Below are 24347 nucleotides of genomic sequence, written 5' to 3' on the forward strand. Positions count from 1 at the left end.
CTATTTCCGATATAGTCAATCGCAATGAGCAAGTGGGAGCAGTCCGTGGACGCGAGCTACGAAATCGAACCGGGTGAAATCGAGATCCTCATCGTCGAGGACAGCCCGACCCAGGCCGAGCGCTTGCGCCGGCTGATCCAGTCAGTCAAGTACCGCGCCCGCGTGGCCGGCAACGGCCGCCTGGCGCTGGAAGCCATTCACGAGCGCAAGCCGCACCTGGTGCTGTCCGATATCGTCATGCCCGAGATGGACGGCTACGACCTGTGCCGCGCCATCAAGGCCGATGCGGGCCTGCGCGACATTCCCGTCATCCTCGTCACGTCGCTGAACGATCCGAAGGACATCATCCGCGGCATCGAGTGCGGCGCGGACAACTTCATCCGCAAGCCCTATGCGGAAGACTACCTGCTCAACCGCATCGGCCACATGCTGGTGAACCAGAAGCTGCGCAAGAACCAGAACATGGAAGTGGGCATTGCCCTCTACCTGGGCGAGCAGAAGCACTTCATCAACGCCGAGCGCCAGCAGATCCTCGACCTCCTGATCTCCACCTACGAACAGGCGGTGCAGGTCAACAGCGAGCTGCAGGCACGCGAACGCCAGGTGATCGAACTGAATATGCGCCTGGCCCACCACGCCGGCCAGCTGGAAACAATCAACCGCGAAATCGCGCTCAAGAACCTGGAACTGGCCGAGGCCAGCCGCATGAAGTCGGCCTTTATCGCCAATATGTCGCACGAACTGCGCACGCCCCTGAACGCCATCATTGGCTTCACCGGCGCACTATTGATGAAGCTTCCCGGCCCGCTGACGACGGAGCAGGACAAGCAGCTCAACACGATCCGCTCCAGCGCCCGCCACCTGCTTTCGCTGATCAACGATATCCTCGACGTGGCCAAGATCGAGGCCGGCAAGGTCACCCTGTCGATCGAGACGGTGCAGTGCCAGAACCTCGTCAACGAAGTGGCCGAGACCTTGCGGCCGCTGGCCACGCAAAAAGGCCTGGCGCTGGAAGTGCGGCTGGAGGCGCAGCCCGTGTCGCTCGATACGGACCGCCGTGCATTGACGCAGATCCTGATCAACCTGGCCAATAACGCCATCAAGTTCACGGAAAAGGGCACGGTGCGCATCAGCCTGGCCATGGGCACGCGCGAGGACGGCAGCAAGACTGTGGAATTCTCCGTGGCCGACAGCGGCGCCGGCATTCGCACGGAAGACCAGGCCAAGCTTTTCCAGGCCTTTTCGCAGCTCGACTCCACGTCGACCCGCCATGCCGAGGGCGCGGGCCTGGGTTTGTACCTGTGCCAGAACCTCAGCAATGTGCTGGGCGGCTCCCTGTATTTCACCAGCGAGTTCGGCAAGGGCAGCGTGTTTACCCTGGCCATGAAAGCCGGCCCTGGCGCGATTTGATCTTCAGATTAATGATTTTGTTGCAACTGCACATAGACCGCCCTGGCGCATAAAACCAACAAACCAGTGCACACCGTAGTTCTACGGTATTGCAGCGCAACATAAAGCGCGATATATTGGAACTGTCTCCTCCAAGCGTTCTCCGAACATTTGGAATTTGCCCGCAACCTCTGGTTCGCGGGCATTTTTTTGTCCAGCACCATCGCAATTTTTGAGCGCCGGCAAGAAACCTCGCAATGCACTACCATAGCAAATCGACAACTGGTCGATCATTATGGAGCGCTCATGGTCCGTCTGCACTGCTTTGGCCAATCCGGCAATTCCTTCAAGGTGGCATTCCTGCTGCGCGCCCTGGAGGCGCCGTTCGAGGCCGTCCACGTCGACTTCCTGGCCGGCGTCACGACCACACCCGACTGGCGCGACGAGAACAACGAGATGGGCGAAGCGCCCATCCTGGAAGACGGCGCGCTGCGGCTGACGCAATCGGGCGCCATCCTCACGTACCTGGCCGGCAAGCACGGCCGCTTTGCCGGCGCCACCGACAGCGAGCGCCTGGAAGTGCTGCGCTGGCTGCTCTACGATAACCACAAGTTCACCAGCTACTTCGCCACCTACCGCTTCAACAAGTCCTGGGGCAAGGCGGCGCCGGATCCGGCCGTATCGGCTTTCCTGCTGAGCCGCATCGAGAGCGCCTTCACCATCGTCGACAAGCACCTGGCCACGCGCGACTGGATCGTCGGCGACAGCCCCACCATCGCCGACTTCTCGCTGAGCGGCTACCACTTCTATCCACGGGAAGAACACGGCATCGACATCCCCGCCCGCTGGCCACACCTGGCCGCATGGGTCGAACGCCTGAAACGGCTTCCCCGCTGGGCCGATCCGTACGATGTCATGCCAGGCACGCGTATCCCTCCCCGCTGGTAGCCACCCCAATTCGGTGTCGATACCGAAGTGCGATGCGCGAAACGAGTGTCCCACCGCTTCGGCGACCGGTTTGGGGAAACAGCTGCTGATCAAGTGCACGAACCAACATCTCCGCAACGTTCGTCCGCGCCTGCCCACTATTGTTCAAACGACCGATTTAGTTATATCAATTGCTTGAATTCTATGATGTAATCCGGGAATGGTTGAAAAGCAAATACGAAAATCCCGCTCGGATGGCGAGCAGTCGCGCGAGAAGCTGTTGCTGGCGGCGATGAAGCTGTTCGCGGAACAGGGCTTCGCCCGTACGTCCACGCGCGAGATCGCACTGGCGGCCGGCGCCAATGTGTCGGCCATCAGCTACTACTTCGGCGACAAGGCGGGCCTGTACAAGGCCGCGCTGACGGACTTCCTGCCGCCGCCGCAAAACAATATCGACATGTTCGACCAGCCGCACTTCACCTTGCGCCAGTCGCTGGAGGGCTATTACGCCCAGCTGCTGGGGCCCATGCTCGAGGGCGAGGAAGCCGAGTTGTGCAGCCGCCTGTGGCTGCGCGAGATCCTCGAGCCGATGGGTGTCTGGGCCAACGAGGTCGACAACGGCATCCGCGCCGAGCACACGGCCTTCGTCGGCGTGCTGGCGCGGCACATGGGCGTACCCGTCGACGACGAAATCCACCGCATGGCCCACGCCTGCGCCAGCATGGGCGTGCACCTGATGATCGGCACCGACGTAATCAAGGCACTGACGCCGCAGCTGCTGGCGGCGCCGGATGCGCTGCGGGGCTGGCTGCCACGGCTGGCCGGCTATGCCGAAGCGATCGTGCTGGCGCAAATCGAAACACTGAAGAAAGGAGCAGCATGAGGTACACACTCTGTGCGTTCGCCGTCGCGGCGGCATGCGCACTCACGGGCTGCGGCCTGACGGCGCCTGCCCGCCAGGTGCCGCCCCAGGAACCCGCCCAGTGGCAGGCCCCCCTGCCCACGCAACTGCCGCACGGCGGCGCAGTGACGGAGCTCTCGGGCTGGTGGCGCAGCCAGGGCGACCCGCTGCTGGCCCAGCTGATCGAAGCGGCCCAGGAAGTGAGCCCCACCGTGGCCAGCGCCCGTTCGCGCATCGGCCAGGCCCGGGCCGAACGCACCGCCGCCGGCGCGGCGCTGGCCCCCGGCGTGACGGGCGTCGTCACGTCCAGCCGCACCAGCCAGCAGCAGGCCAGCGTGCCGTCGAACACGACGTCGCAGGCCTTCGTGCAGGCTTCGTGGGAGATCGACCTGTTCGGCGCCAACCGCGCCGCGCGCGATGCCGCCCAGGCCCGCCTCGACAGCGCGCAGGCCGGCTGGCACGACGCGCGCGTGTCGGTCGCCGCCGAAACGGCCAACGCCTATTACGGCCTGCGCGCCTGCGAACAGTTGCTCGCGGTGGCGCAGCAGGACGCGCAGTCGCGTGCCGACACGGCCCGCCTGACGGACCTGACGGCGCAAGCTGGGTTCCAGGCGCCGGCCACGGCGGCCCAGGCTCGTGCCAGCGCGGCCGATGCCAACAGCCGCGCCATTGCCCAGCGCGCCCAGTGCGATGTCAACGTCAAGGCCCTGGTGGCCCTGACGGCACTGGACGAACCCACCCTGCGCAACCGCCTCGGTGCGGCCACGTCGGCCCCGCCGCTGTCGCCGGCGCAGGGCATCGCCATCGCCGCCCTGCCCGCGCAGACGCTGGCACAGCGGCCGGACGTGTTCACGGCCGAACGGGAAGTGGCGGCAGCGAGCTTCGAAGTCGCCGGCGCCCAGGCGCAACGCTATCCGAAACTGTCGCTGACGGGTTCCGTGGGCCGTGGCCGCGTGCACGCCGAAGGCCAGAACGTCACGGCCAGCACGTGGAACCTGGGTCCGGTGCAGATGACCCTGCCCATCTTCGATGCCGGCACGCGCCGCGCCAACGTCGTCGCCGCGCAGGAGCGCTACGAGGCCGCCGTGACGAACTACCGGGGCAGCGTGCGCCAGGCCGTGCGCGAAGTGGAGGAAGCGCTGGTGAACCTGCAGGCCACCGACGAGCGGGCCGGCGACGCGCAAACGGCGCTGGAGGGCTATCGCAGCGCCTTTGTCGCCACCGAGGACCGCTACAAGAACGGCATGGCCAGCCTGCTGGAACTGGAAGACGCCCGCCGCACGCGCCTGGCGGCCGAGAACACCATGGTGGGCCTGCAGCGCGAACGCAGCGCCGCATGGATCGCCCTGTACCGCGCGGCGGGAGGCGGCTGGAGCCGCCCGGCGCAACAATAAAACGGACACCACTATGAACAAGATGAAGAACAAACCCGTCGTCCTGGCCGTGCTGGCCCTGTGCATTGCCGCAAGTGCCGGCGTGGCCGTCATGACCCCGGCCGCGGCGGCCAAGGAAGAACAGAAGACGGCGCAGACGCCGGCGCTGACGGTGACGACGATCCGCCCCGCCACCGCCGCGCTGCCGCTGCAGCTGGCTGCCAACGGCAACGTCACGGCCTGGCAGGAAGCCGTCATCGGCAGCGAGTCGAACGGCCTGCGCCTGACGGAAGTGCGCGTCAACGTCGGCGACGTCGTCAAGAAGGGCGAAGTGCTGGCCGTGTTCTCGGCCGATACCGTCAATGCCGATGTGGCCCAGTCGCGCGCCGCGCTGGCCGAGGCGCAGGCCAACGCGGAGGCGGCCAAGGCCGACGCCCGCCGCGCCCGCGCCGTGCAGGCCAGCGGCGCGCTGTCGGAACAGCAGATCAGCCAGTACCTGACGGCCGAGCAGACCGCCAACGCCCGCATCGCGTCGGCCCGCGCCGCGCTGGCGGCGCAGCAGCTGCGCCTGAAATACACGCAGGTGGTGGCGCCGGATGCCGGCGTCATCTCCGCGCGCAGCGCCACTGTCGGCTCCGTCGTCGGCACGGGCACGGAGCTGTTCAAGCTGATTCGCCAGGGCCGCCTGGAGTGGCGCGCTGAAGTCACGGCCACGGAACTGAAGAACATCAAGCCGGGCGGCAGCGTCAAGGTGAAAGCGGCCAACGGCAGCGAACTGACGGGTAAGGTGCGCATGATCGCGCCCACCGTCGACCCGCAGACCCGTTCCGCGCTGGTGTACGTGGACCTGCCGGCGGACCTGCGCAGCAACGCGCCGTTCAAGGCCGGCATGTTCGCCACCGGCCAGTTCGAGCTGGGCACGTCGGACGCGCTGACCCTGCCGCAACCGGCCGTGGTGGTGCGCGACGGCTTCCCGTACGTGTTCCGCCTGAATCCCGATTCGCGCGTCAGCCAGGTCAAGGTCCGCACGGGCCGGCGCCTGGGCGACCGCATCGAGGTGGCCGGCGTGGCGCCCGATACGTCCGTCGTGCTGAGCGGCGCCGGCTTCCTCAACGACGGCGACCTGGTACGCCAGGTGGCGGCCCCCGCCGCCGTGCCGCCGAGCGCCAAGCGCTAAGGAGCCGCGATGAATTTTTCCGCCCTGTCGATCAAGAATCCGATCCCGGCGATCATGCTGTTCGTCCTGCTGACCCTTGCCGGTCTGCTGGCCTACCAGGCCAATCCCGTGCAGGACTTCCCGGATATCGAACTGCCCATCGTCACCGTCTCGGCCTCGCTGCCGGGCGCCGCGCCGGCCCAGCTGGAAACCGAGGTGGCGCGCAAGATCGAGGACTCCGTCGCCACGCTGCAAGGCGTGAAGAACATCTACACGAAGGTACTCGACGGCGTGGCCACCGTCACCGTCGAATTCGTGCTGGAGAAGAACCTGTCGGACGCCGTCAACGAAGTGCGCGACGCCGTCACCCAGGTCAAGGCCGACATGCCGGCCGAGCTGCGCGACCCCGTCGTCAGCAAGGTGTCGACCGCCGGCCGCGTCGTGCTGACGTTCGTGGCCCGCGCCAAGGCGACGGGCGGCAACAAGATGGACGACGCCGACCTGTCCTGGTTCGTCGACAATACGGTGGCGAAACGGCTGCTGGCGGTGCCTGGTGTCGGCTCCGTCAAGCGCGCCGGCGGCGTCGACCGAGAAATCCGCGTGGAACTGGACGATGCGCGCATGGCCGCGCTGAAGGTGTCGGCGCTGGACGTGTCCCGCCAGCTGCGCCTGGTGCAGCGTGAAGCCCCGGGCGGCCGGGGCGATGTCAGCGGGGCCGAGCAGTCGGTGCGCACCATCGCCACCGTGCAGTCGGCGCAGGAGCTGGCGGCGATGAACATCCCGCTGGGAGATGGACGCCATATCCGCCTGGACCAGGTGGCCACCGTCACCGACACCATCGCCGAGCCGCGCGCCGTGGCCACGCAGGACGGCCTGTCCACGGTGGCCTTCGAGATCTTCCGTACCAAGGGCGCCAGCGAAACGGCCGTGGCCGACGGCGCGCGCGCCGCCATCGCCAAGCTCAAAGGCGAATACCCGAATATCGAACTGAAGGAATCGATCGACAACGCATCGCCCGTCAAGGAGAACTTCGACGGCTCGATGGAGCTGCTGTACGAAGGCGCCCTGCTGGCCGTGCTGGTGGTGTGGTGGTTCCTGCGCGACTGGCGCGCCACCCTGGTAGCCGCCGCTGCCCTGCCGCTGTCGGTAATGCCGGCCTTCCTGGGCATCTACTGGTTCGGCTATACCTTGAACACCGTGACCTTGCTGTCGCTGGCGCTGGTGGTGGGCGTGCTGGTGGACGACGCCATCGTCGAGATCGAGAATATCGAACGCCATCTGCGCATGGGCAAGACACCGATGCAGGCGGCGATGGAAGCGGCCGACGAAATCGGCATGGCGGTGATCGCCACCACCTTCGCGCTGGTGGCCGTGTTCCTGCCCACCGCCTTCATGGGCGGCATTCCCGGCAAGTTCTTCAAGCAGTTCGGCTGGACCGCCGTACTGGCCGTGCTGGCATCGCTCGTCGTGGCGCGGCTGCTCACCCCGATGATGGCGGCCTACCTGCTCAAACCCAAGGTGCACAAGGAAGAGAAGGACGGCTGGATCATGACGCGCTATATGCGCACGATGAAGTGGTGCCTGAACCACCGGGGCATCACGGCCATCGCGTCGGCCGTCTTCTTCGTGTGCTCGATCATGCTGGTAGGCCTGCTGCCGACCGGATTCGTGCCGCCGGCCGACCGCGACCAGACTCAGGTCAACCTGGAACTGCCGCCCGGCTCGACCCTGGCGCAAACGAAACTCGTGGCCGAACAGGCGCGCCAGGCGGCCATGCAGGTGCCGGGCATCACGGGCGTGTTCAGTTCCATCGGCGGCGGCTCGTCCGGCGATGCCTTCGCCCCCGGTGCCGCCGCCGAAGCGCGCCGCGCCGTGCTGACCATCACCACCATCCACCGCACCGAGCGCGATGAATCGATGCCGGAACTGGACAGCCTGCTGCGCGCCAAGCTGTCCGCCATTCCTGGTGCCCGCTTCACCGTCGGCCCGCCCGATACGGGCGTGAAGATGCAGCTGGTGCTGCAGTCGGAAGACCCGATCGCCCTGATGGGCGCGGCCCAGAAGGTGGAACGGGAACTGCGCACCTTGCAGGGCATCGGCAACGTCACGTCGAGCGCTTCGCTGGTGCGCCCCGAAATCATCGTGCGCCCCGACTTCGCCCGCGCGGCGGACCTGGGCGTGACGGCCAGCGCCATCGGTGAGACGGTGCGCGTGGCCACGGCCGGCGACTACGATTTCGACCTGACCAAGATGAACCTGCCCGAGCGCCAGGTGCCGATCCGCGTCAAGCTGCCCGACGCCGTGCGCGCCGACCTCGATGCCATCGGCCGCCTGACGGTACCGGGCACCAACGGCCCCGTGATGCTGGCCAACGTCGCCACCATCACGATGGAAAGCGGTCCGGCCCAGATCGACCGCCTGAACCGCAGCCGCAACGTGACCCTGGACGTGGAACTGGGCAACCGCTCGCTGGGTGAACTGAACGCGCAAGCGCGCGCGCTGCCGTCGATGCAGAACCTGCCGCCATCCGTGAAGATCGCCGAACTGGGCGACGCGCAGGAGATGGCGTCGCTGTTCGCCAGCTTCGGCCTGGCCATGGCCATCGGCGTGCTGTGCATCTACGGCGTGCTGGTACTGCTGTTCAAGGACTTCATGCAGCCGGTGACGATCCTGGCGGCGCTGCCCCTGTCGATCGGTGGCGCCATCGTGGCCCTCCTGGTGACGGGCCGCGCCCTGTCGATGCCGTCGATGATCGGCCTGATCATGCTGATGGGGATCGTCACGAAGAACTCGATCCTGCTGGTGGATTACGCCATCCTGGCGCGCCAGGACGGCATGAGCCGCTTCGACGCGCTGGTGGATGCCTGCCACAAGCGGAGCCGCCCGATCCTGATGACCACCATCGCCATGGGCGCCGGCATGCTGCCGCTGGCACTGGGCTGGGGCGCCGACCCGAGTTTCCGTTCGCCGATGGCCATCACGGTGATCGGCGGCCTGATCACGTCGACCCTGCTGAGCCTCCTGGTGGTGCCGGCCGTGTTCACCTACGTGGACGACCTTGAGCACTGGCTGGGCCGCACGGTGCGCCGCCTGCGCCGCCACCCGCATCCCGACCATGCACATGAGGTGCCGCACGGGCCCCATGCGCTGGAGGCGGTCGACGCCGACGGCAATCCGATGGTGCGCAACGCCGGCATGAAGGGGCATTGATGGATCACTTCACGGCGGTGCGTGCCTTCGTGCGCGTCGTGGAGAGCGGCAGCTTTTCGAAGGCGGCCGATTCGCTGCGCCTGCCACGCAACAGCGTGACGAAGCTGGTGCAGTCGCTGGAGGCGCACCTGCGCATCAAGCTGCTGAACCGCACCACGCGGCGCGTCGACCTGACCAGCGACGGCGCCGCCTACTTCGAGCGGGTGGCGCGGCTGCTGGAGGAATGGGATGAAGTGGAGGACGAGGTGGCGCGCTCGCGCAGCCACCCGCGCGGCCGGCTGCGCGTGGACATGGGCACGGCCATCGCGTCGCTGCTGCTGATGCCCACGCTGGCCGAGTTCCACCGCCGCTACCCGGACGTACAGCTCGACATCGGCGCCAGCGACCGGCCGGTGGACCTGGTGGGCGAGCGGGTCGACTGCGTCATCCGCGCCGGCGCCGTCACCGATCCCTCGCTGATCGCCCGCCACCTGGGCAGCCTGCCGCAGATCCTGTGCGCCTCGCCCGCCTACCTGGCCGAACACGGCACACCAGAGCACCCGCTGGACCTGGAACGGGACCATGCGCTGATCCGCTACATCGTTGCCGGCTCGAACCGGCAGCTGCCGGTCACCCTGACGGCGGCAGGCGAAAGCATCACCGTCAAGGGGCGTCACTTCGTTGCCGTCAATGACAGCGGTGCCATGCTGGCGGCGGCGCTGGGGGGCCTGGGCGTCATGCATGCCCCGGCCTTCATCTCCGGCCGCCATGTCGACAGCGGCGACCTGGTGCCGCTGCTGCGCCAGTGGCAGGCGCCGCCCGTGCCGATCCATATCGTCTATCCGGCCAACCGCCACCTGAGCGCGCGCGTGCGCGTGTTCGTCGAATGGATGGCCGACCTGTTCGCGCAAAGCCCGTACACGCTGGCGCCCGGGCCCAGGCAGTAAAACCGTCCTAGGCTTGCGCGCCCTTCAGGCGCTCGACGAACCAGCGCCCGGCCGGTCCCGGCGGCTGCTGCTTCAGGTACACGGCATTCATCGAAAAGCCCGTGCCCACGGTAGGGCTGGTTTCCAGTTCGATGGGCACCAGCGTGCCGTCGCGCAGGTCCGCCTCCACCATATGCAGCGGCATGCCGCCCCAGCCCAGCCCCGCCTTCAGGAACGCATGCTTGGCGCCCAGGTCTGCCAGGCGCCACACCTGCGGCGACACCACGCCGAAGTCGCGCCCGGCCGTGAGGGTGGAGCGGTCCGTCAGCACCAGTTGCACATGCCGCATCGCCTCGCTGCGCAACACCGTGCCCTGGATTTTCGCCAGCGGATGATCCGGCGCGGCGACCGTCACGGCCGGCACGGCCAGCAGGTATTCGGTCACGCAGTCGGGCGGAATGTCCGGCAGCGAGCCGATGACGGCAAGGCGGCACTGGCCCGTCAGCAGCGGCTGGGCCACGGCGCCCAGCGCCTCCACATAGAGCCGCAGCGGCGTGCTGGGGAACTGGCGGTGGAAGGCCTGCACCGCCGCCGTCAGCACGGCGATGGGAAACATCACATCCACAGCGACAGCCAGTTCCGGCTCCAGCCCTTCGGCCAGGGTGCGGGCGCGCGCCTTGAAGGCGTCCATGCCGCCGACGGCGGCCCTGGCCTGGTCCAGCAGGACGCGCCCGGCGTCGGTCAGTTGCGGATAGCGGCCGGTGCGCTCGAACAGGGGAAAGCCCACCTGCAGTTCCAGGTTGGCCAGCGTGTGGCTGACCACGGACTGGGCCCGGCGCAGCTTGCGCCCGGCCGCCGAAAAACTGCCTTCCTCGGCCGCGGCGATAAAGGTGCGCAGCTGATCGAGCGACATGGCGTCCAGCATGGTTCTGCTCCACGGAAGGTAGGATTGGTCAGTGCGGATTATATAGGCTGCCCTGCATCCGTCTGCCCTCCGTGGCGCGGGCTACCAGGCCTGCTGCGTGGGCAGCACGAACAGCTCGGCCACGTCGACATGGGACGGCGCCCGCAGCGCATACAGGATGCTGTCGGCGACGTCGTCGGCCTTCAGGAACGTCATCTGCGCCTTCAGGCCTTCCATCTGGCCGCGGTAGCCTTCATCCGAGATATGTTCGAACAGCTCGCTCTCGACGGCGCCCGGCTGCAGGCAGGTGACGCGGATATTGAACTTCGGCGCCACTTCCATGCGCAGGATATCGGAGAACGCGGCCACGGCGTGCTTGGTGGCGCAGTACACGCCCAGGCCGGGAAAGGTCTTGCGCCCGGCGATCGACGACGTCGTCAGGATATGGCCGGATCGCTGTTCGCGCATCGCCGGCAGCACGGCGGCCACCGTGTTGAGCAGGCCCTTGATGTTGACGTCGACCATCCGGTGCCACTCGTCCACCTTCAGGCTGGCGATATCGGAAATCGGCATCAGCCCGGCGTTGGCGAAGACGATATCGACCCTGCCGAACGCGGCCAGCAACGCCTGGGTGCCCCGTTCGACCTGGGCGCGGTCGGTGACGTCCATGCCGAGCGCCAGGGCGGTGCCTCCCGCCGCCTGGATCTCCTGGACCAGCTCACGCAGCCGGTCCTGCCGCCGTGCTGCCAGCCCTACCCTGACGCCGGCCGCCGCCAGCTTCCTTGCCGTGGCGGCGCCGATGCCGCTCGATGCGCCCGTGACGAGGGCGACCTTGCCTTGCAGTTCCATGCTTGCTCCTTTCATTGGAAAGTGACCGCGCGGTTCAGTACGCGCTGGCCGTGGGCCGCACGATGATTTCGCTCACGTCCACGTCGGCCGGCTGTTCGATGGCGAAGTGGATGGTGCGGGCAATCGCTTCCGGCTTGATCGCCACCTGGCGGAAGGTGCGCATCTCCTCGCGCCCGCCCGGGTCCGAGATCGACTCGGCCAGCTCCGACTCGACCACGCCGGGCGAGACGACGGTGACGCGGATATCGCCCCCGACCTCCTGGCGCAAGCCTTCCGAGATGGCAGCGACGGCGAACTTGGTGGCGCAGTACACGGCGGCCGTGGGGCTGACGGTGTAGGCGCCGATCGACGCCAGGTTGATGACCTGCCCGCTGCGCTGGCGCTGCATGACGGGCAGTGTCGCGGCGATCCCGTGCAGCACGCCACGCACGTTGACGTCGATCATGCGGTTCCATTCATCGACCTTGCCCGCTTCCAGTTTGGACAGCGGCATGACGCCGGCGTTGTTGACGATCACGTCGATCCGGCCGTGCCGTTCCAGCGCAAAGGCAACGAACGCCTGCATGCTTTCCAGGCTTGTGACGTCCAGGCTGCGCACGGCGGCTGAACCGCCTTCCCCGGCGATGCGTGCCGCCAGCGCTTCCAGGCGCTCCGTGCGGCGGGCTCCGAGGATGACGTGCATGCCGCGCGCGGCCAGGTAGAGGGCAGTGGCTTCGCCGATGCCGCTGCTGGCGCCGGTGATCAGGACGACCTTGCCTTGATTGACTGCATTCATGCTGTTCTCCATGTGTGGTTGACGATGGAGCCAGTATGCCGGCGGGGGCCTGGTGCGAAAATATCGGATAGTATCTGCGCATTGCCTGATCCTATATCCGCATACGATGAGCCAAGCGCACCAGAGCACCCGTCAACAATCCACCATCGCCTTGCTGGAGGCGCTTGCGCCCGGCGAGGGCTACACGCTGTCGGCACTGGAAGGGGTGCGCTTCATGCGCGCCAACGCACCGATTCCCCGCATTCCCGTGCTGTACGAACCGAGCATCGTCATCGTCTGCCAGGGCCGCAAGCGCGGCTACCTGGGCGACGCGGTCTACACCTACGATCCACGCCATTACCTGGTGCTGTCGGTGCCGCTGCCGTTCGAATCGGAGACCGAGGCGAGCGTGCACGAACCGATGCTGGCCGTGGCCCTGCGCATCGACCTGCAAGTGGCGGCGGAGCTGGTGCTGGCACTGGAAGGATCGGCCACGTGCGCCGATCCGCCGGCCGGCATCTTCTCGACGCCGCTGGACGAGGCCATGAGCGACGCGCTGCTGCGGCTGCTGCAGGCCTTGCAGTCGCCAAGCGATGCGCGCATCCTGGGACCGTCGATCGTCAGGGAACTGCTGTACCGGGTGCTGACGGGGCCGCAGGGCGGCGCGATTCACGCCTCGCTGACGCAGCACAGTCACTTCGGCAAGATCGGCAAGGCGCTGCGGCGCATCCATGCCAGCTACGACACACCCATCGACGTGGGCACGCTGGCGCGCGAGGCCGGCATGAGCGTGCCGGCCTTTCACAGCCACTTCAAGGCCGTGACGCTGACGACACCGATCCAGTACCTGAAGACGACGCGCCTGCACAAGGCGCGGCTGCTGATGGTGCAGGACGGCGTCAGCGCCGCCACGGCCTCGCACCTGGTGGGCTACGAGAGCCCGTCCCAGTTCAGCCGCGAATTCAAGCGCTTCTTCGGGCGCACGCCGGCGAACGAGGCTGCCGAGATGCGCAATGCCCTGATCCAGCTGCCGGCGCAGGCGCCGCCGCAGCGGATGGCGATGCAGTAGGCGCCTCGCCCGCGAGCGCGGTCGATGGCGGGCTTCGCCACAACCCATCCACGAAACAGATGGTTTCAATCTATTTATATAGGCTACTCAGATGCTTTGACGGCGCCTAAGATGTGTCCATACCCGCTGCAAACGCAGCGTCCAAACCACCGAAGACACTGAAAGGATCGATCATGAACTCCACCATCGACAACGCCGCCGCCAACAACGCCACCGTCACCACCATCGCACCGGCCGCAGGCCGCGTGCTGCTTGCCGCGATCTTCGTCATCTCCGGCCTGGGCAAGATCGCCGCGCCAGCCGCCACCATCGGCTATATCCAGTCGGTCGGCCTGCCCTTCGCCACCGCCGGCCTGCTGGCCGCCATCGCCATCGAAGTGGGCGGCGGCCTGGCCCTGGCGCTGGGTTACCGGACGCGCCTCGTCGCCGCGCTGCTGGCCGCGTTCTCGATCGTCGCCGGCCTGGCCTTCCACAATGCCATCGGCGATCAGAACCAGTTCATCCACCTGCTGAAGAACTTCGCGATGGCCGGTGGCCTGCTGCAGGTGGCGGCCTTCGGCGCCGGTGCCTTCAGCATCGACAGCCGCCTGGCCCGCCTTGGGCGCACGGTGCGCGGCAGCCGCCAGCCAGCCTGATCTTCGGACAGCGGTGAAGAGCGAACGCGCGGCATGCCGCGCGCTCTTGCGTTGACGTCCTCCACGAAGCCTCCGGTCCCGGGGGCTTTTTGCATCCTGAAGCCCGGTAGATTGTCACGAAATCGGGAACAGTGCTGGGATAAACCACGCATTTATCACGTTAGTGCAGGCCCCTACACTGGCTTCATCGAGAGCGCACAAGGCACTCTTCCCACTCGAAAGGAAACAGACATGAACACCTCCGTCACCACCGTCGGCATCATCGGCGCAGGCGCCATCGGCCAGGCCATGGCGCGCCAGCTGACCCGCGCCGGCATCGACGTCATCCTCAGCAACAGCCGCGGCCCGGCATCGCTGGCGGCACTAGCCGGCCAGCTGGGGCCACGGGCCAGCGCCGGCACGGTACGGCAGGCGGCGGCCACCGATATCGTCTTCGTCAGCGTCAACTGGTCGCGCCTCGAGGAGGCGCTGCACGGCATCGACTGGCAGGGCCGCATCCTGATCGACGCGACCAATCCCGTGCTGCTGCCGGGTTTCCGCCTGGCCGAACTGGGCGGCCGCAATTCCAGCCAGGTGGTGGCCGGCCTGGCGCCAGGCGCAAGAGTCGTCAAGGCTTTCAACACGCTGCTGGCCGCCGTGCTGGCGAGCGACCCGGGGCAGGATGGTGGCCGGCGCGTGGTGTTCCTGTCGGGCGACGACCAGGCGGCCAAGAGCACCGTCGCGGGATTGATCGAGCGCCTCGGCTTTGCCGGCATCGACCTGGGCAGCCTGGCCGTGGGCGGCACCTTGCAGCAGTTCCCCGGCGGCCCGCTGCCGGCCGCGAATCTCGTCAAGCTGGGCTGATCGTCACATTTCCATTTAATAGAGGACAATGCCATGACCACGCATACCAACGAGCATACCGACGCGCATGCCCTCGGCGAGGCCGCCAAGGCCGTCGTACGCCGCAACACGGAACTGGTCCAGGGCGGCGGCGATTTCGCGCTGTTCGACCAGCTGTTCGCCGACGACTTCGTCGACCACACGCCGCAGCTGGGCGGCACGCCCGACAAGGCCGGTGCGCGGCGCCTGTACCACGCACTGCGCCGAGCCTTCCCGGATTTCCACGCCGTGATCCACTGGCAGTCGGCCCAGGGCGACATGGTCACCACCTACAAGACCTATCACGGAACGCACCGCGATACCTTCCTGGGCGTACCGGCGACGGGTCGCGCCATCAGCTTCGATACGGTCGACGTGATGCGCGTGCGCGATGGCCGCATCACGGAGCACTGGGGCGTGGCGCACCTGTATTCGCTGATGCAGCAGCTGGGCGTCCTGCCTGCCTGAGCCAACGGTCCGCGCGCGGCCGGGCATCGACAGCGAGGCTGCCCCTGGGGAACCGCTAGCTGCCCTCGTTGCGCGCACCGTGCGGCGGCGCGGGCAGTTCTTCCATCGCGATGGCGGCCAGGTCCAGCAGCCCCTGCAGTTCGGCTGCGCGCAGCTTGCGCGGTTCACGGTCGATCACGCACAGGGTGCCCAGCGCATTGCCGGCCCCGTCGCGCAGGGGCACGCCGGCATAGAAGCGGATGCGGGGGTCTTCCTGCACCAGCGGATTGCCGGCGAAGCGCGCGTCGGCCGACGCATCTTCCACCACGAAGGGCTGGTGCTCCAGGATCGCGTGCGAGCAGAAGGCCCATTCGCGCGGGGTCTGCTGCGCTTCCAGCCCGACGCGCGCCTTGAACCACTGGCGTTCGGCGGTGAGCAGCGAAATGAGGGCGATCGGCGAGCCCGTCACGGCAGCGGCCAGCCGCACAATGCGGTCGAAGCGCGCTTCGGCGGGCGAATCGATCAGGCCCGAGGCGGCCAGCGCCACCAGGCGCGTGGCTTCGTCGCGCCCGACGGGATAGGCCGGCGCCGCCGTCGCCTGGAATTCCGCTGCCGTGACAGCGGACATGGCCGCCGCCACGGCCTGCACCGCGCCGGCCGGCTCCAGCAGCCGGGCAATGCGGCTCAGGCGCGTGCGGCGGTGGCCACCGGGCGTCTTCCATGAATCGATCGCACCACTTTCCATCCACTGCTGCACGGTACTGGTGGCAACGCCCAACAGGCGCGCCGCGGCGCTGGTGGTCAGGACCGGATCGTCCTCCGGCCCGTTTGTAGAGTTGCTATGCATAAATTCTTTCATTTATCGGCAGTATAGACCGACAAGCCGGGCCAGCGCCAGCATTTGATTAATTTGATGAATGTATCGGATTTGACACGCATTTTCACTAATTTACATTGCCATATGGAAATTTATAGGGCATCATCGCCGCATAAATCGTCACTTTCATCAATTCATCGAGCCATCATGACCGCCTTCCGCCACATCAGCATCGCCACCAAGCTGTACACGGCCTTCGCCCTTGCACTGCTGTTTACCATCGTGCTTGCCGTGACGGCGATCTCGCAGGTGCGCTTCATCGATGGCGCGCTGGAAAACGCCGACCTGCTGCGGCGCACCCAGCTCGAGCCCCTGTACGAAGCGCGCGAGGCACTCGACCAGACCGGCATCGCCGCCCGCAATGCCTATATCTTCACCGACCTGGCGGCGGCACGCCGCGAGCTGGAGCTGGTGGACCAGCACAAGGCGCTGTACCTGGCGAAGCTGGACGAACTGGACGTGCCGCTGCGCGAGAACCCGGCCTGGCAGAAGGTGCGTTCGGGCCTGGTGCAGATGGCGGCGGCGCTGGAACGGCCACGCAAATACCGCGAGGCGAACGAAATGGAGGGCTTCGGCACCTTCCTGGTCGAGGAATGCAGCCCGCTGCGCCGGCAGATCGTGGCCGATATCGGCGTGCTGCTGCACGACCTGCAGCAGCGCACTTCCGATGCCAGCAAGGCCACCGGCGCCCAGGCCGCGCGCGCCCAGTACTGGATCGGCGCACTGAGCATCCTCAGCGCCCTGGTCTGCGCCGTGACAGGCACGGCGATCGTGCGCGGCCTGCTGAAGCAGCTCGGCGGCGAGCCTTCGTATGCGGCCAGCGTGGCGCGCGGCATCGCCCGGGGTGAACTGCACCGCCCCGTCGACACGGCCCGCGCCGCCCCATCGAGCCTGCTGCAGGCCATGAGCACGATGCGCGATGGCCTGGCCGGCATCGTCACCCAGGTGCGCGGCGGTACCGATGCAATCGCGTCGGCATCGGCCGAAATCGCCTCCGGCAACCTGGACCTGTCGGCACGCACGGAAAACCAGGCCCAGTCGCTGGCCAAGATTGCCACGCTGATGAAGCAGCTGATCGCATCGGTGCGCCGCAATGCCGACTACGCCGCCGAGGCCCGGCAGGTGGCGGCCAGTGCCTCCGCCGTGTCGCAGCGTGGCGGCGCGGCCGTGGAAGGCATCGTCACGACAATGAACCTGATTAACGAGTCGTCGCGCCGCATCGTCGACATCATCGGCGTCATCGACGGCATCGCCTTCCAGACCAATATCCTGGCCTTGAACGCGGCGGTGGAAGCGGCTCGCGCCGGCGAGCAGGGCCGCGGCTTTGCCGTCGTCGCCACCGAAGTACGCAACCTGGCGCATCGCTCCGCCGCCGCCGCCAAGGAAGTCAAGGCGCTGATCGAAGACTCGGTCAGCAAGGTCGGCATCGGCACCGACCAGGTCAGCCAGGCCGGCGCGACGATGCGCGACGTGGTCGAAGGCATCGGCCGCGTCACGCAGATCATGACCGAGATCTCGAACGCCACCCGCACGCAGACGGACGACATCGAATACGTCGATAACGCCATCGTCGAGCTGGACGACACCACCTGCCAGAACGCGGCCCTGGTGGAACAGGCGGCATCGGCGGCCGAGGCCCTGCGCACGCAGGCGGCCGAACTGGCCGGCGTGGTACATACCTTCCAGCTGGAGGCTTGATGGCGCATGGCAGCGTGTCGTCCTTGCGTCGATCGGAGACACCATGCAGCGTCGCTTCGCCCTGCCGGCACCGGCAATGACCTGTCCTCAAGCGCCGGTGGCGTTCATGGCGCGGCGCCGGAAGATTGCTGGCGCTCGCCGGACGGCCGGCTGCCGGACATCACCTGCGAAGGGGACGGCACGGTGGGGCCGGCTGCGCTGTTCAAGGCTGAATCGCCCGCGATTGACGGCGCCCCGGATGCCTGAGGCCTTTACGGCAGCAACACCGCGGGACCGTTCAGCCGGCGCGCCGCGATATCGTGGTGTGCCAGCGCCGCGTCGGCCAGCGCATAGCGCGCCGGCGTGATCGCGCCGAACATGCCGTCGCCCAGCGCCGCGAACAGGGCGCGGCTGGCCCGTTCCAGGCCGGCGCGGTCGCCCACGTATCGGCCGGTACTGGGCTGCTGGTAATGAATGCCGCGCGCGGCCAGTGCGTCCTTGTCCACGGCCGGGCTGCCGGAAGCACTGCCCACGTGGACCAGGTGCCCGCCGTCGCGCAGCGCCGCCACCGACTGCGCAAACGTGGCCTGCCCCACCAGTTCATAGACGACATCCACACCCCGCCCTGCCGTCAACGCACGCACCTGCCGCGCCAGCGCGGGATCGGCCGAATCGAGCACGTGCGCGATGCCCGCCTCCCGCAACGACGCCGCCTTGTGCGGCGACCCCGTGGCGATGACGGTCGCCCCCAGGGCATGGGCCCAGCGCGCCACCATGGCGCCGACACCACCCGTGGCGGCATGCACCAGCACCGTCTGGCCGGGCTGCACGCGGTGCGCGCCGAACAGCATCATCCACGCCGTCAAGCCCTTTGTGAAGGTGGCGGCGGCCGTTTCGGCATCGACGTGTTCCGGCAGCTTCACCAGCTGGGCAGCGTCGATCAGCCGCTCGGTGGCATAGGCGCCGAACGCGAAGAAGTAGGCGGCGCGGTCGCCCGGCGCCACGTGCGTGACGCCTTCGCCGACAGCGACGACGATGCCGGCGCCTTCCACGCCCATGTCCAGCGGCAGCGGCATCTTGTAGGTGCCGGCGCGGAACATGGTATCGACGAAGTTGACCCCGATCGCTTCGTGGCGCAGGTGGACCTGGCCTGGCCCGGGCACGCCGACGGCATCGAAGGTTTCGACCTGCATGACGGCGGGGGCGCCGGTCTGGTTGATGCGGATACGCTGGTTCATTCTGCACTCCCGGTTGGTTGATGGAGCCATCGTAGACCGCACCGAGTCGGCGATAAACGGCTGGATTAACCCACCACTGTTCCCATACGCATGACAATCCTCTTGTGCCGCAAATGCCGTTGCCGCGACGCCGCACATGAAACCGGCATACACGCGCTCTTGCAATAAATGCAATCATCATGCTAGCGTAGCGCATCTAATCGATAGGAGCATCCATGATTCGCAGCCTGACCCTGTATTCCACATTGGCCCTGCCCCTGCTGCTGGGCGCCTGCGGCAAGAAGGACGAAGCGGCCGAAGCGCCAGTGGCAGCGCAGGCCGATGCGCCCGACGATGCGCAGCAAGCCGACAACGCGCCGCCCGAGGCGCCCGCCGAAAGCTTCTGGCCCGCCATTGCGCCGCTGGTGGCAGGCACCTACCAGGGCGAATGCCTGCAACTGCCGGAAATGAAGAACCAGGGCGGATCGATCACGGTAGCGGCGAACGGCAAGGCCAGCGCGGCGGGCATCGATTCGGACCTGAGCAAGAGCACCAGCATCCTGCTGTCACGTCACCGCCAGGATGGCGGCGGTCATTACGCGATGGCCACCTTGGACACGGAAAGCGACGACAGCAAGGTGCACTTCCAGCTGCAGGCCGAGGCCAAGGCGGTCGAGAACAAGGCTTTGCTGCTGCGTGGCGAGCGACAGCTATCGTGCAGCAACGTCGGCGCGATGGATCAGCTGAACGCGAAACCCCTGCATGTATCGCTGGCCAAGCTGCTCGATGCGAGCAGCCGGAAGATGAAATGCGTCAGCACGGCCAACCTGCTGTCCCAGCCGGAGCGCACGGTGCAGGTAGCCGGTGGCGTCGTAACGGTTGGCGACGAGAAATTCCAGCTCGACAAGGCAGAACTCGAAACCGCCACCCTGACCGACGGTTCGAACGGCTTTACCTATATGTTCAAGATCTCGGAAGCGCAACAACTGAACCTGATGTACAACGGCCCGGGCAAGCTCGTATCCGCTATGGGCGTGACGATCGAGGACAAGAAGCATATTTGTACCGTCGAAGGCTAGGTACCGGCAGGTACGGTGGCTGGGCGCTCGATATATGAACAGTATATCTGGGCAATATTGGAAATAATGCACTGCAGCCCTGTCAGGTATTCCAGGCTCCTATTGAGCGACAACAAGGAAATTCACCGACTCCCATTCCGAATACCTGGTTAAAATAACGAGCTTCGCACTTCGTTCCCGTCTCGCCGTCCGCGACTTGTTTAATATCCGGTATTACTGAATATATTTATGGCGTCTTATCTCGTTGAAAAACTCACGGCCGCACTCGCGCAATTTCTCAGTGCCACGCGCCTGTATGAGTTCTTCCTGACTGGCGAAACCGGATCGGAAGTCGATCTCGGTTCCGGCGGACTGCTGGTGGAGGCATTCGTCGCCATGGATGCGGTACAGACACCCGGGATGCGCGATGTCATCGTATTGTCGACGAATGCCTATATCGACGGGACCAGCCTGCTGGGACAACAAGCTGCGATGGCCGTCAGCCTCGCCGACGGAAGCCGTACCAGGTTCCATGGTGAAATCACGGAAGTGGCAATGCTTGGCAGCGAAGGCGGGTTCGCCCGTTACAGGCTACGCTTGACACCCTGGACCTGGCGGCTGACGCAGGTACGTAACAGCCGCGTATGGCAAGACAGGACCGTTATCGAGATTGTTGACGATGTACTTGGCCAATATGCCCCGCTGGCTCAATGGCGATGGAGCGACGAAACGGTGTCGTTCATGGACCAGACCAGTCCACGTAGCTACTGCTGCCAGTATCGCGAGTCGGACCTGGATTTTATCGAGCGATTGCTGACGGAAGAAGGACTGGGCTGGCGCCACGAGCAACTGGAAGATGGGGTCGGTGTCGTGATATTTTCGGACAGTACGCAAATCTGCGCGGTGCCCGAGGATGCAAGCAGCCTGGCGGAAAATGGTATCCGCTTCCATGGTGCGCGATCTGCGGAAACTTCCGACACCATCCAGGTCTTGCAACGACAGCGCAAGCTGTCGGCCAGCTTGACGACCTTGCTCAGCCATGATTACAAGGCCAAACGCGCCGTCACGGCGAGCGCCCCCTCCCGCCTGACGTCCGGCAAGCTTCCACCGTTGGAGAGCTATGACGTTCCCGGCCAGTATGCATTTCTCAATGCCGAGCAAGCCAGGCGCTACGCCGATATCCAGATGGAGGCTCGTGAAGCGGCAGCCCAGGCATGGAAGGGGCGCTCCACGGTTCGCACGATGGCCGCAGGCACGCGCATTGCCGTTACGCAGGGTCCGCTCCAGCAATTCGCCAACGGCCCCAGCGCGTTCGTCCTGCTGAAAGTCGTCAGCATTGGGATCAACAACTTGCCCAGCCCTGCCCGTGAGGCGCTTGCAGAGCTGTTCGGTGCCATTCCGGAACTGCTGGAGGAAAGCACGGTCGAGGTATTGGCCGAGATACCGGCCGATTTCTACCAGGCGGTCGAGCAGGCAAGCGCGACTGGCTACGCCAATGTATTCGATGCCGTTGCAGCCGACATCGTCTGGCGCCCCCAGTTGGCGGGAAGCGATGGTCGCACGCATTCGCGGCCCACGGCACATGGTGCGCAAAGCGCGATTGTCGTTGGCGCCGATGGCAGCGACTCGCCAGCCGGAGCAGACGAACTCCATTGCGATCGACTGGGGCGGGTACGTATCCGTTTTCACTGGCAGGACGATGGAAATGCCACATGCTGGGTGCGGGTTGCCCAGCGCGCTGCCGGCGGCGGCATGGGCAGCCAATTCTTGCCCCGCATCGGGCAGGAAGTGCTGGTGCAATTCCTGGAAAACGATATCGACCGTCCAATCGTCGCGGGGGCCCTGTATAACGGCCGTGGCGAAGGAGGCATTGCGCCGACACCCGGCGGTCAACAGGACGACGCCGGCGACGCGCAGCCATTTACCGCCGCCACCGACCATCGGACCTCCGCACAGGGAAATCTGGCGGCTGGCAACAGCCCGGTATGGCATGGTGCCTCCGCCGACCACGCCGGTCATCGCAATGGCACGGCGCAATGGGGCGTCCGGACGAAGGAGTTTGGCGGCGCCGGCTACAACCAGCTTCTCTTCGACGATACGGACGCGCAAGGTCGAGTGCAACTCAGGTCCACCCACGCATCCAGCGAACTTAATCTGGGGCACCTGATTCATAGTGCGGACAACTATCGGGGCAGCTTCCGGGGACAGGGAGCGGAGCTGCGTACCGACGCCTATGGCGCCGTGCGCGCGGGCGCCGGTCTGCTGATCAGCAGCTACAAGGTCGAACACGGTTCAAGTTCGCGCGATCCCGCTGGCGACAACGCACCCGGCATCGCGTTGCTGAAGCAGGCCGCGAAAGTGGCACAGGTCTTCAGCGAAGCCGCCAGCACGCACCAGACCGTTACATTGGCCTCGCACGTAGGCGCTTCCAAAGCCGGGGCGAGCAAACTGGATGAAAATGAACCGCCACTTGCGGCGATGCAGTCGGCTGTTTCGGGCATGGTTGACGGAAGTGATCTCGATGCCGCCAAGGCGGACGCGCAAGAGAAAAAGACGGCGCCGGGCGACACTTCCGTGCCCCATACCAGTTCGCCTATTATCGCCATCAGCGCGAAGGCAGGACTGGGTATCACGGCTGGACAGGCCGTACAGCTGGCCAATGGCGAAACGATTTCCTTGATGAGTGGGGCCGACAGCCAATACGTCGCCGGAGGACAGATGCGCGTGCACAGCCGCCAGGCAATCGGCATACTGGGCGGTGCGGTCCAGGCGGGAGAGGCCGGTTTTGGCGTGCAGATGATCGCAGCGCAAGGCGAAGTGGTGATGCAAGCGCAGGGCGACGAGCTGAAGGTGCAGGCGCGGGACGAAGTCAGCATCATCAGCGCCAATGCGACAGTCGATTGGGCGGCCGCCAAGACGATCAGTCTTTCCACCGCAGGGGGCGCGAACATCACGATCGCTGGCGGCAATATCACCGTGCAGGCCCCTGGAAAGATCACCATCAACGCCGGGAAGAAGAGTTTCAATGGCCCAGAGAAGCTGGATTACCCTCTGCCGAAGCTGCCACGCTCCGTCTGTGTCGAATGCCTGATGAAGGCGCTGCGCACCGGCAGCGCGCTGTCGCTGAAATAGGAAATATCTATGTATTTTGCGGTAGACCCATGCAACCCTGTGCTCGTTACCGATGCCATCATGGCCGCGATTGACAAGCGTCCGGAGCTGAACTGGTTTGCCCTGATGGATGGGGCATTCGATGCGGATGAGAAGTCGACGCCGGAATTCGCGCAAAAGTACTGCTTGTACGATTCCGATGCGCTGCACGAACTGATGGCGGTGTCCCCGTATCTGGTGGAGCTGCCAGCGATGAATGCTATCTCGTTGCGGACTATGCTCATGAAACTGGCGCGACATCGTCGCAACCGGCCGATGCTGAGCTTCATCGCATCAGCACACTCCGGCCAGGACATCGCCGGGCGGTGGAAAAAATTAGTCAATATCAGGGGAACCGATCAAACGGAATTCATACTCAGGTTTGCCGACACTCGCATCCTGGAAAGCGTGCCTGGTTGTCCTCAAGGGAGACTTTGGCAGGTCTTATCCGCTACTATCGAAGAATGGAACTATCCGGATCGAGCTGGCGAGGTCGTTTTTCTGAAGCCCGCACGAACTGCTGAAGAGTGTAGCGAAATTGTGTTGACCGATGAAGAATTCGGCTTCCTGGTCGAGGCAGGAACGCCTGACCATGTAATCAGCATTATTGAACGCGACTACCCGGAACTGTTGCCCGAGAAAGATCACGCGAAGTTCTACATAAAGATAGCGGAAGCGCGAAGACTCTCTCTTGAATATGATATTGAATCTTTTCCAGATATAGTTGGAATCTCCATCTATGCACTTGTGTCTAAAGACGATATCAGAACCGATTCACGACTACTAAGTCTTTTACGTTCCGCTAGTTGGATCAGAGGAAACCTAATCGACAATCTGTACGACCTGCTTGACGAAAGCTGATGAGATAGCCCCCTGATCCACCAGACACAGTCGATGCGGTATCCTTACGGATAGGAATACGACTGTGAATATGACTAGGAACAACCAAACCATCGAAGTAGTGACGGTGTCGGAGGAGCGGCGCCGT

The 24347-nt window shown here is 65.6% G+C and carries 20 protein-coding genes; 15 read left to right on the plus strand and 5 right to left on the minus strand.

All coding sequences use genetic code 11. From position 1 onward, the window contains the following. Positions 1 to 45: 45 nt before the first annotated feature. The 7 genes from GM672_RS17780 (at position 46) to GM672_RS17810 (ending at position 9882) form a co-directional block, all read left to right on the plus strand. Positions 46 to 1410 (plus strand): hybrid sensor histidine kinase/response regulator, encoded by a 1365-nt coding sequence (locus tag GM672_RS17780; RefSeq protein WP_170300122.1) that lies wholly within the window; start codon positions 46 to 48, stop codon positions 1408 to 1410. 285 nt (positions 1411 to 1695) lie between these two features. Next, positions 1696 to 2337, plus strand: a complete 642-nt coding sequence (locus GM672_RS17785) for a glutathione S-transferase family protein (RefSeq protein ID WP_155471873.1) — start codon at positions 1696 to 1698, stop codon at positions 2335 to 2337. A gap of 199 nt (positions 2338 to 2536) precedes the next feature. Beyond that, positions 2537 to 3199, plus strand: coding sequence for a CerR family C-terminal domain-containing protein (locus GM672_RS17790; protein WP_155471874.1), 663 nt, complete (start codon positions 2537 to 2539; stop codon positions 3197 to 3199). After that, on the plus strand, positions 3196 to 4611 hold the full coding sequence (locus tag GM672_RS17795; protein ID WP_155471875.1) for an efflux transporter outer membrane subunit: 1416 nt from the start codon (positions 3196 to 3198) through the stop codon (positions 4609 to 4611). Before GM672_RS17790 ends, GM672_RS17795 begins: the two co-directional genes overlap by 4 nt. A 13-nt stretch (positions 4612 to 4624) precedes the next feature. After that, on the plus strand, positions 4625 to 5767 hold the full coding sequence (locus tag GM672_RS17800) for an efflux RND transporter periplasmic adaptor subunit (RefSeq protein ID WP_155471876.1): 1143 nt from the start codon (positions 4625 to 4627) through the stop codon (positions 5765 to 5767). Between the two features lie 9 nt (positions 5768 to 5776). Then, on the plus strand, positions 5777 to 8956 hold the full coding sequence (locus tag GM672_RS17805) for an efflux RND transporter permease subunit (RefSeq protein WP_155471877.1): 3180 nt from the start codon (positions 5777 to 5779) through the stop codon (positions 8954 to 8956). Continuing rightward, a complete protein-coding gene (locus tag GM672_RS17810) occupies positions 8956 to 9882 on the plus strand; it encodes a LysR family transcriptional regulator (RefSeq protein WP_155471878.1) in 927 nt (308 codons plus the stop codon). Before GM672_RS17805 ends, GM672_RS17810 begins: the two co-directional genes overlap by 1 nt. A gap of 7 nt (positions 9883 to 9889) precedes the next feature. On the opposite strand, the gene GM672_RS17815 is transcribed toward GM672_RS17810, so the two are convergent. The 3 genes from GM672_RS17815 to GM672_RS17825 form a co-directional block, all read right to left on the minus strand. Continuing rightward, complete coding sequence (locus tag GM672_RS17815) at positions 9890 to 10786, minus strand: LysR family transcriptional regulator (protein ID WP_155471879.1); 897 nt, start codon at positions 10784 to 10786, stop codon at positions 9890 to 9892. 81 nt (positions 10787 to 10867) lie between these two features. Beyond that, positions 10868 to 11614, minus strand: coding sequence for an SDR family oxidoreductase (locus tag GM672_RS17820; protein WP_155471880.1), 747 nt, complete (start codon positions 11612 to 11614; stop codon positions 10868 to 10870). 34 nt (positions 11615 to 11648) lie between these two features. Next, positions 11649 to 12389 (minus strand): SDR family oxidoreductase, encoded by a 741-nt coding sequence (locus tag GM672_RS17825; protein WP_155471881.1) that lies wholly within the window; start codon positions 12387 to 12389, stop codon positions 11649 to 11651. Positions 12390 to 12495: 106 nt separating this feature from the next. On the opposite strand from GM672_RS17825, the gene GM672_RS17830 reads away from it, so the two are divergent. The 4 genes from GM672_RS17830 (at position 12496) to GM672_RS17845 (ending at position 15401) form a co-directional block, all read left to right on the plus strand. Further along, the gene (locus tag GM672_RS17830; RefSeq protein ID WP_155471882.1) at positions 12496 to 13437 is read left to right on the plus strand and encodes an AraC family transcriptional regulator; all 942 of its coding nucleotides are present in this window, start codon (positions 12496 to 12498) and stop codon (positions 13435 to 13437) included. A gap of 173 nt (positions 13438 to 13610) precedes the next feature. Continuing rightward, on the plus strand, positions 13611 to 14072 hold the full coding sequence (locus GM672_RS17835; protein ID WP_155471883.1) for a DoxX family protein: 462 nt from the start codon (positions 13611 to 13613) through the stop codon (positions 14070 to 14072). 231 nt (positions 14073 to 14303) lie between these two features. After that, positions 14304 to 14915, plus strand: a complete 612-nt coding sequence (locus GM672_RS17840; RefSeq protein WP_155471884.1) for an NADPH-dependent F420 reductase — start codon at positions 14304 to 14306, stop codon at positions 14913 to 14915. A 33-nt stretch (positions 14916 to 14948) separates the two neighbouring features. After that, a complete protein-coding gene (locus tag GM672_RS17845; RefSeq protein ID WP_155471885.1) occupies positions 14949 to 15401 on the plus strand; it encodes an ester cyclase in 453 nt (150 codons plus the stop codon). 55 nt (positions 15402 to 15456) lie between these two features. On the opposite strand, the gene GM672_RS17850 is transcribed toward GM672_RS17845, so the two are convergent. After that, positions 15457 to 16227: a GAF domain-containing protein gene (locus GM672_RS17850; RefSeq protein WP_155471886.1), complete on the minus strand. Its 771-nt coding sequence runs from the start codon at positions 16225 to 16227 to the stop codon at positions 15457 to 15459. A 177-nt stretch (positions 16228 to 16404) separates the two neighbouring features. Here GM672_RS17850 and GM672_RS17855 point away from each other — a divergent pair, with 177 nt between their 5' ends. Further along, positions 16405 to 17955: a methyl-accepting chemotaxis protein gene (locus tag GM672_RS17855; protein ID WP_155471887.1), complete on the plus strand. Its 1551-nt coding sequence runs from the start codon at positions 16405 to 16407 to the stop codon at positions 17953 to 17955. Between the two features lie 251 nt (positions 17956 to 18206). On the opposite strand, the gene GM672_RS17860 is transcribed toward GM672_RS17855, so the two are convergent. Beyond that, a complete protein-coding gene (locus GM672_RS17860; protein ID WP_155471888.1) occupies positions 18207 to 19172 on the minus strand; it encodes a quinone oxidoreductase family protein in 966 nt (321 codons plus the stop codon). A gap of 215 nt (positions 19173 to 19387) precedes the next feature. On the opposite strand from GM672_RS17860, the gene GM672_RS17865 reads away from it, so the two are divergent. The 3 genes from GM672_RS17865 to GM672_RS17875 all read left to right on the plus strand — a co-directional run bounded on the left by GM672_RS17865 (position 19388) and on the right by GM672_RS17875 (position 24220). Next, positions 19388 to 20230 (plus strand): hypothetical protein, encoded by an 843-nt coding sequence (locus GM672_RS17865; RefSeq protein ID WP_155471889.1) that lies wholly within the window; start codon positions 19388 to 19390, stop codon positions 20228 to 20230. A 228-nt stretch (positions 20231 to 20458) separates the two neighbouring features. Then, positions 20459 to 23341, plus strand: a complete 2883-nt coding sequence (locus GM672_RS17870; protein ID WP_155471890.1) for a type VI secretion system Vgr family protein — start codon at positions 20459 to 20461, stop codon at positions 23339 to 23341. Positions 23342 to 23350: 9 nt separating this feature from the next. Continuing rightward, a complete protein-coding gene (locus tag GM672_RS17875; protein ID WP_155471891.1) occupies positions 23351 to 24220 on the plus strand; it encodes a DUF4123 domain-containing protein in 870 nt (289 codons plus the stop codon). The last annotated feature ends 127 nt before the right edge of the window (positions 24221 to 24347 follow it).

The organism is Pseudoduganella buxea (assembly GCF_009720835.1).
GTDB lineage: Bacteria > Pseudomonadota > Gammaproteobacteria > Burkholderiales > Burkholderiaceae_D > Rugamonas > Rugamonas buxea.

Coding starts and splice junctions, on each gene's coding strand:
- GM672_RS17845 (WP_155471885.1), top strand. CDS start 14,949: ATGACCACGCATACCAACGAGCATACCGACGCGCATGCCCTCGGCGAG.
- GM672_RS17810 (WP_155471878.1), top strand. CDS start 8,956: ATGGATCACTTCACGGCGGTGCGTGCCTTCGTGCGCGTCGTGGAGAGC.
- GM672_RS17875 (WP_155471891.1), top strand. CDS start 23,351: ATGTATTTTGCGGTAGACCCATGCAACCCTGTGCTCGTTACCGATGCC.
- GM672_RS17800 (WP_155471876.1), top strand. CDS start 4,625: ATGAACAAGATGAAGAACAAACCCGTCGTCCTGGCCGTGCTGGCCCTG.
- GM672_RS17855 (WP_155471887.1), top strand. CDS start 16,405: ATGACCGCCTTCCGCCACATCAGCATCGCCACCAAGCTGTACACGGCC.
- GM672_RS17865 (WP_155471889.1), top strand. CDS start 19,388: ATGATTCGCAGCCTGACCCTGTATTCCACATTGGCCCTGCCCCTGCTG.
- GM672_RS17825 (WP_155471881.1), bottom strand. CDS start 12,389: ATGAATGCAGTCAATCAAGGCAAGGTCGTCCTGATCACCGGCGCCAGC.
- GM672_RS17805 (WP_155471877.1), top strand. CDS start 5,777: ATGAATTTTTCCGCCCTGTCGATCAAGAATCCGATCCCGGCGATCATG.
- GM672_RS17795 (WP_155471875.1), top strand. CDS start 3,196: ATGAGGTACACACTCTGTGCGTTCGCCGTCGCGGCGGCATGCGCACTC.
- GM672_RS17830 (WP_155471882.1), top strand. CDS start 12,496: ATGAGCCAAGCGCACCAGAGCACCCGTCAACAATCCACCATCGCCTTG.
- GM672_RS17790 (WP_155471874.1), top strand. CDS start 2,537: ATGGTTGAAAAGCAAATACGAAAATCCCGCTCGGATGGCGAGCAGTCG.
- GM672_RS17850 (WP_155471886.1), bottom strand. CDS start 16,227: ATGCATAGCAACTCTACAAACGGGCCGGAGGACGATCCGGTCCTGACC.
- GM672_RS17860 (WP_155471888.1), bottom strand. CDS start 19,172: ATGAACCAGCGTATCCGCATCAACCAGACCGGCGCCCCCGCCGTCATG.
- GM672_RS17835 (WP_155471883.1), top strand. CDS start 13,611: ATGAACTCCACCATCGACAACGCCGCCGCCAACAACGCCACCGTCACC.
- GM672_RS17840 (WP_155471884.1), top strand. CDS start 14,304: ATGAACACCTCCGTCACCACCGTCGGCATCATCGGCGCAGGCGCCATC.
- GM672_RS17815 (WP_155471879.1), bottom strand. CDS start 10,786: ATGCTGGACGCCATGTCGCTCGATCAGCTGCGCACCTTTATCGCCGCG.
- GM672_RS17785 (WP_155471873.1), top strand. CDS start 1,696: ATGGTCCGTCTGCACTGCTTTGGCCAATCCGGCAATTCCTTCAAGGTG.
- GM672_RS17820 (WP_155471880.1), bottom strand. CDS start 11,614: ATGGAACTGCAAGGCAAGGTCGCCCTCGTCACGGGCGCATCGAGCGGC.
- GM672_RS17870 (WP_155471890.1), top strand. CDS start 20,459: ATGGCGTCTTATCTCGTTGAAAAACTCACGGCCGCACTCGCGCAATTT.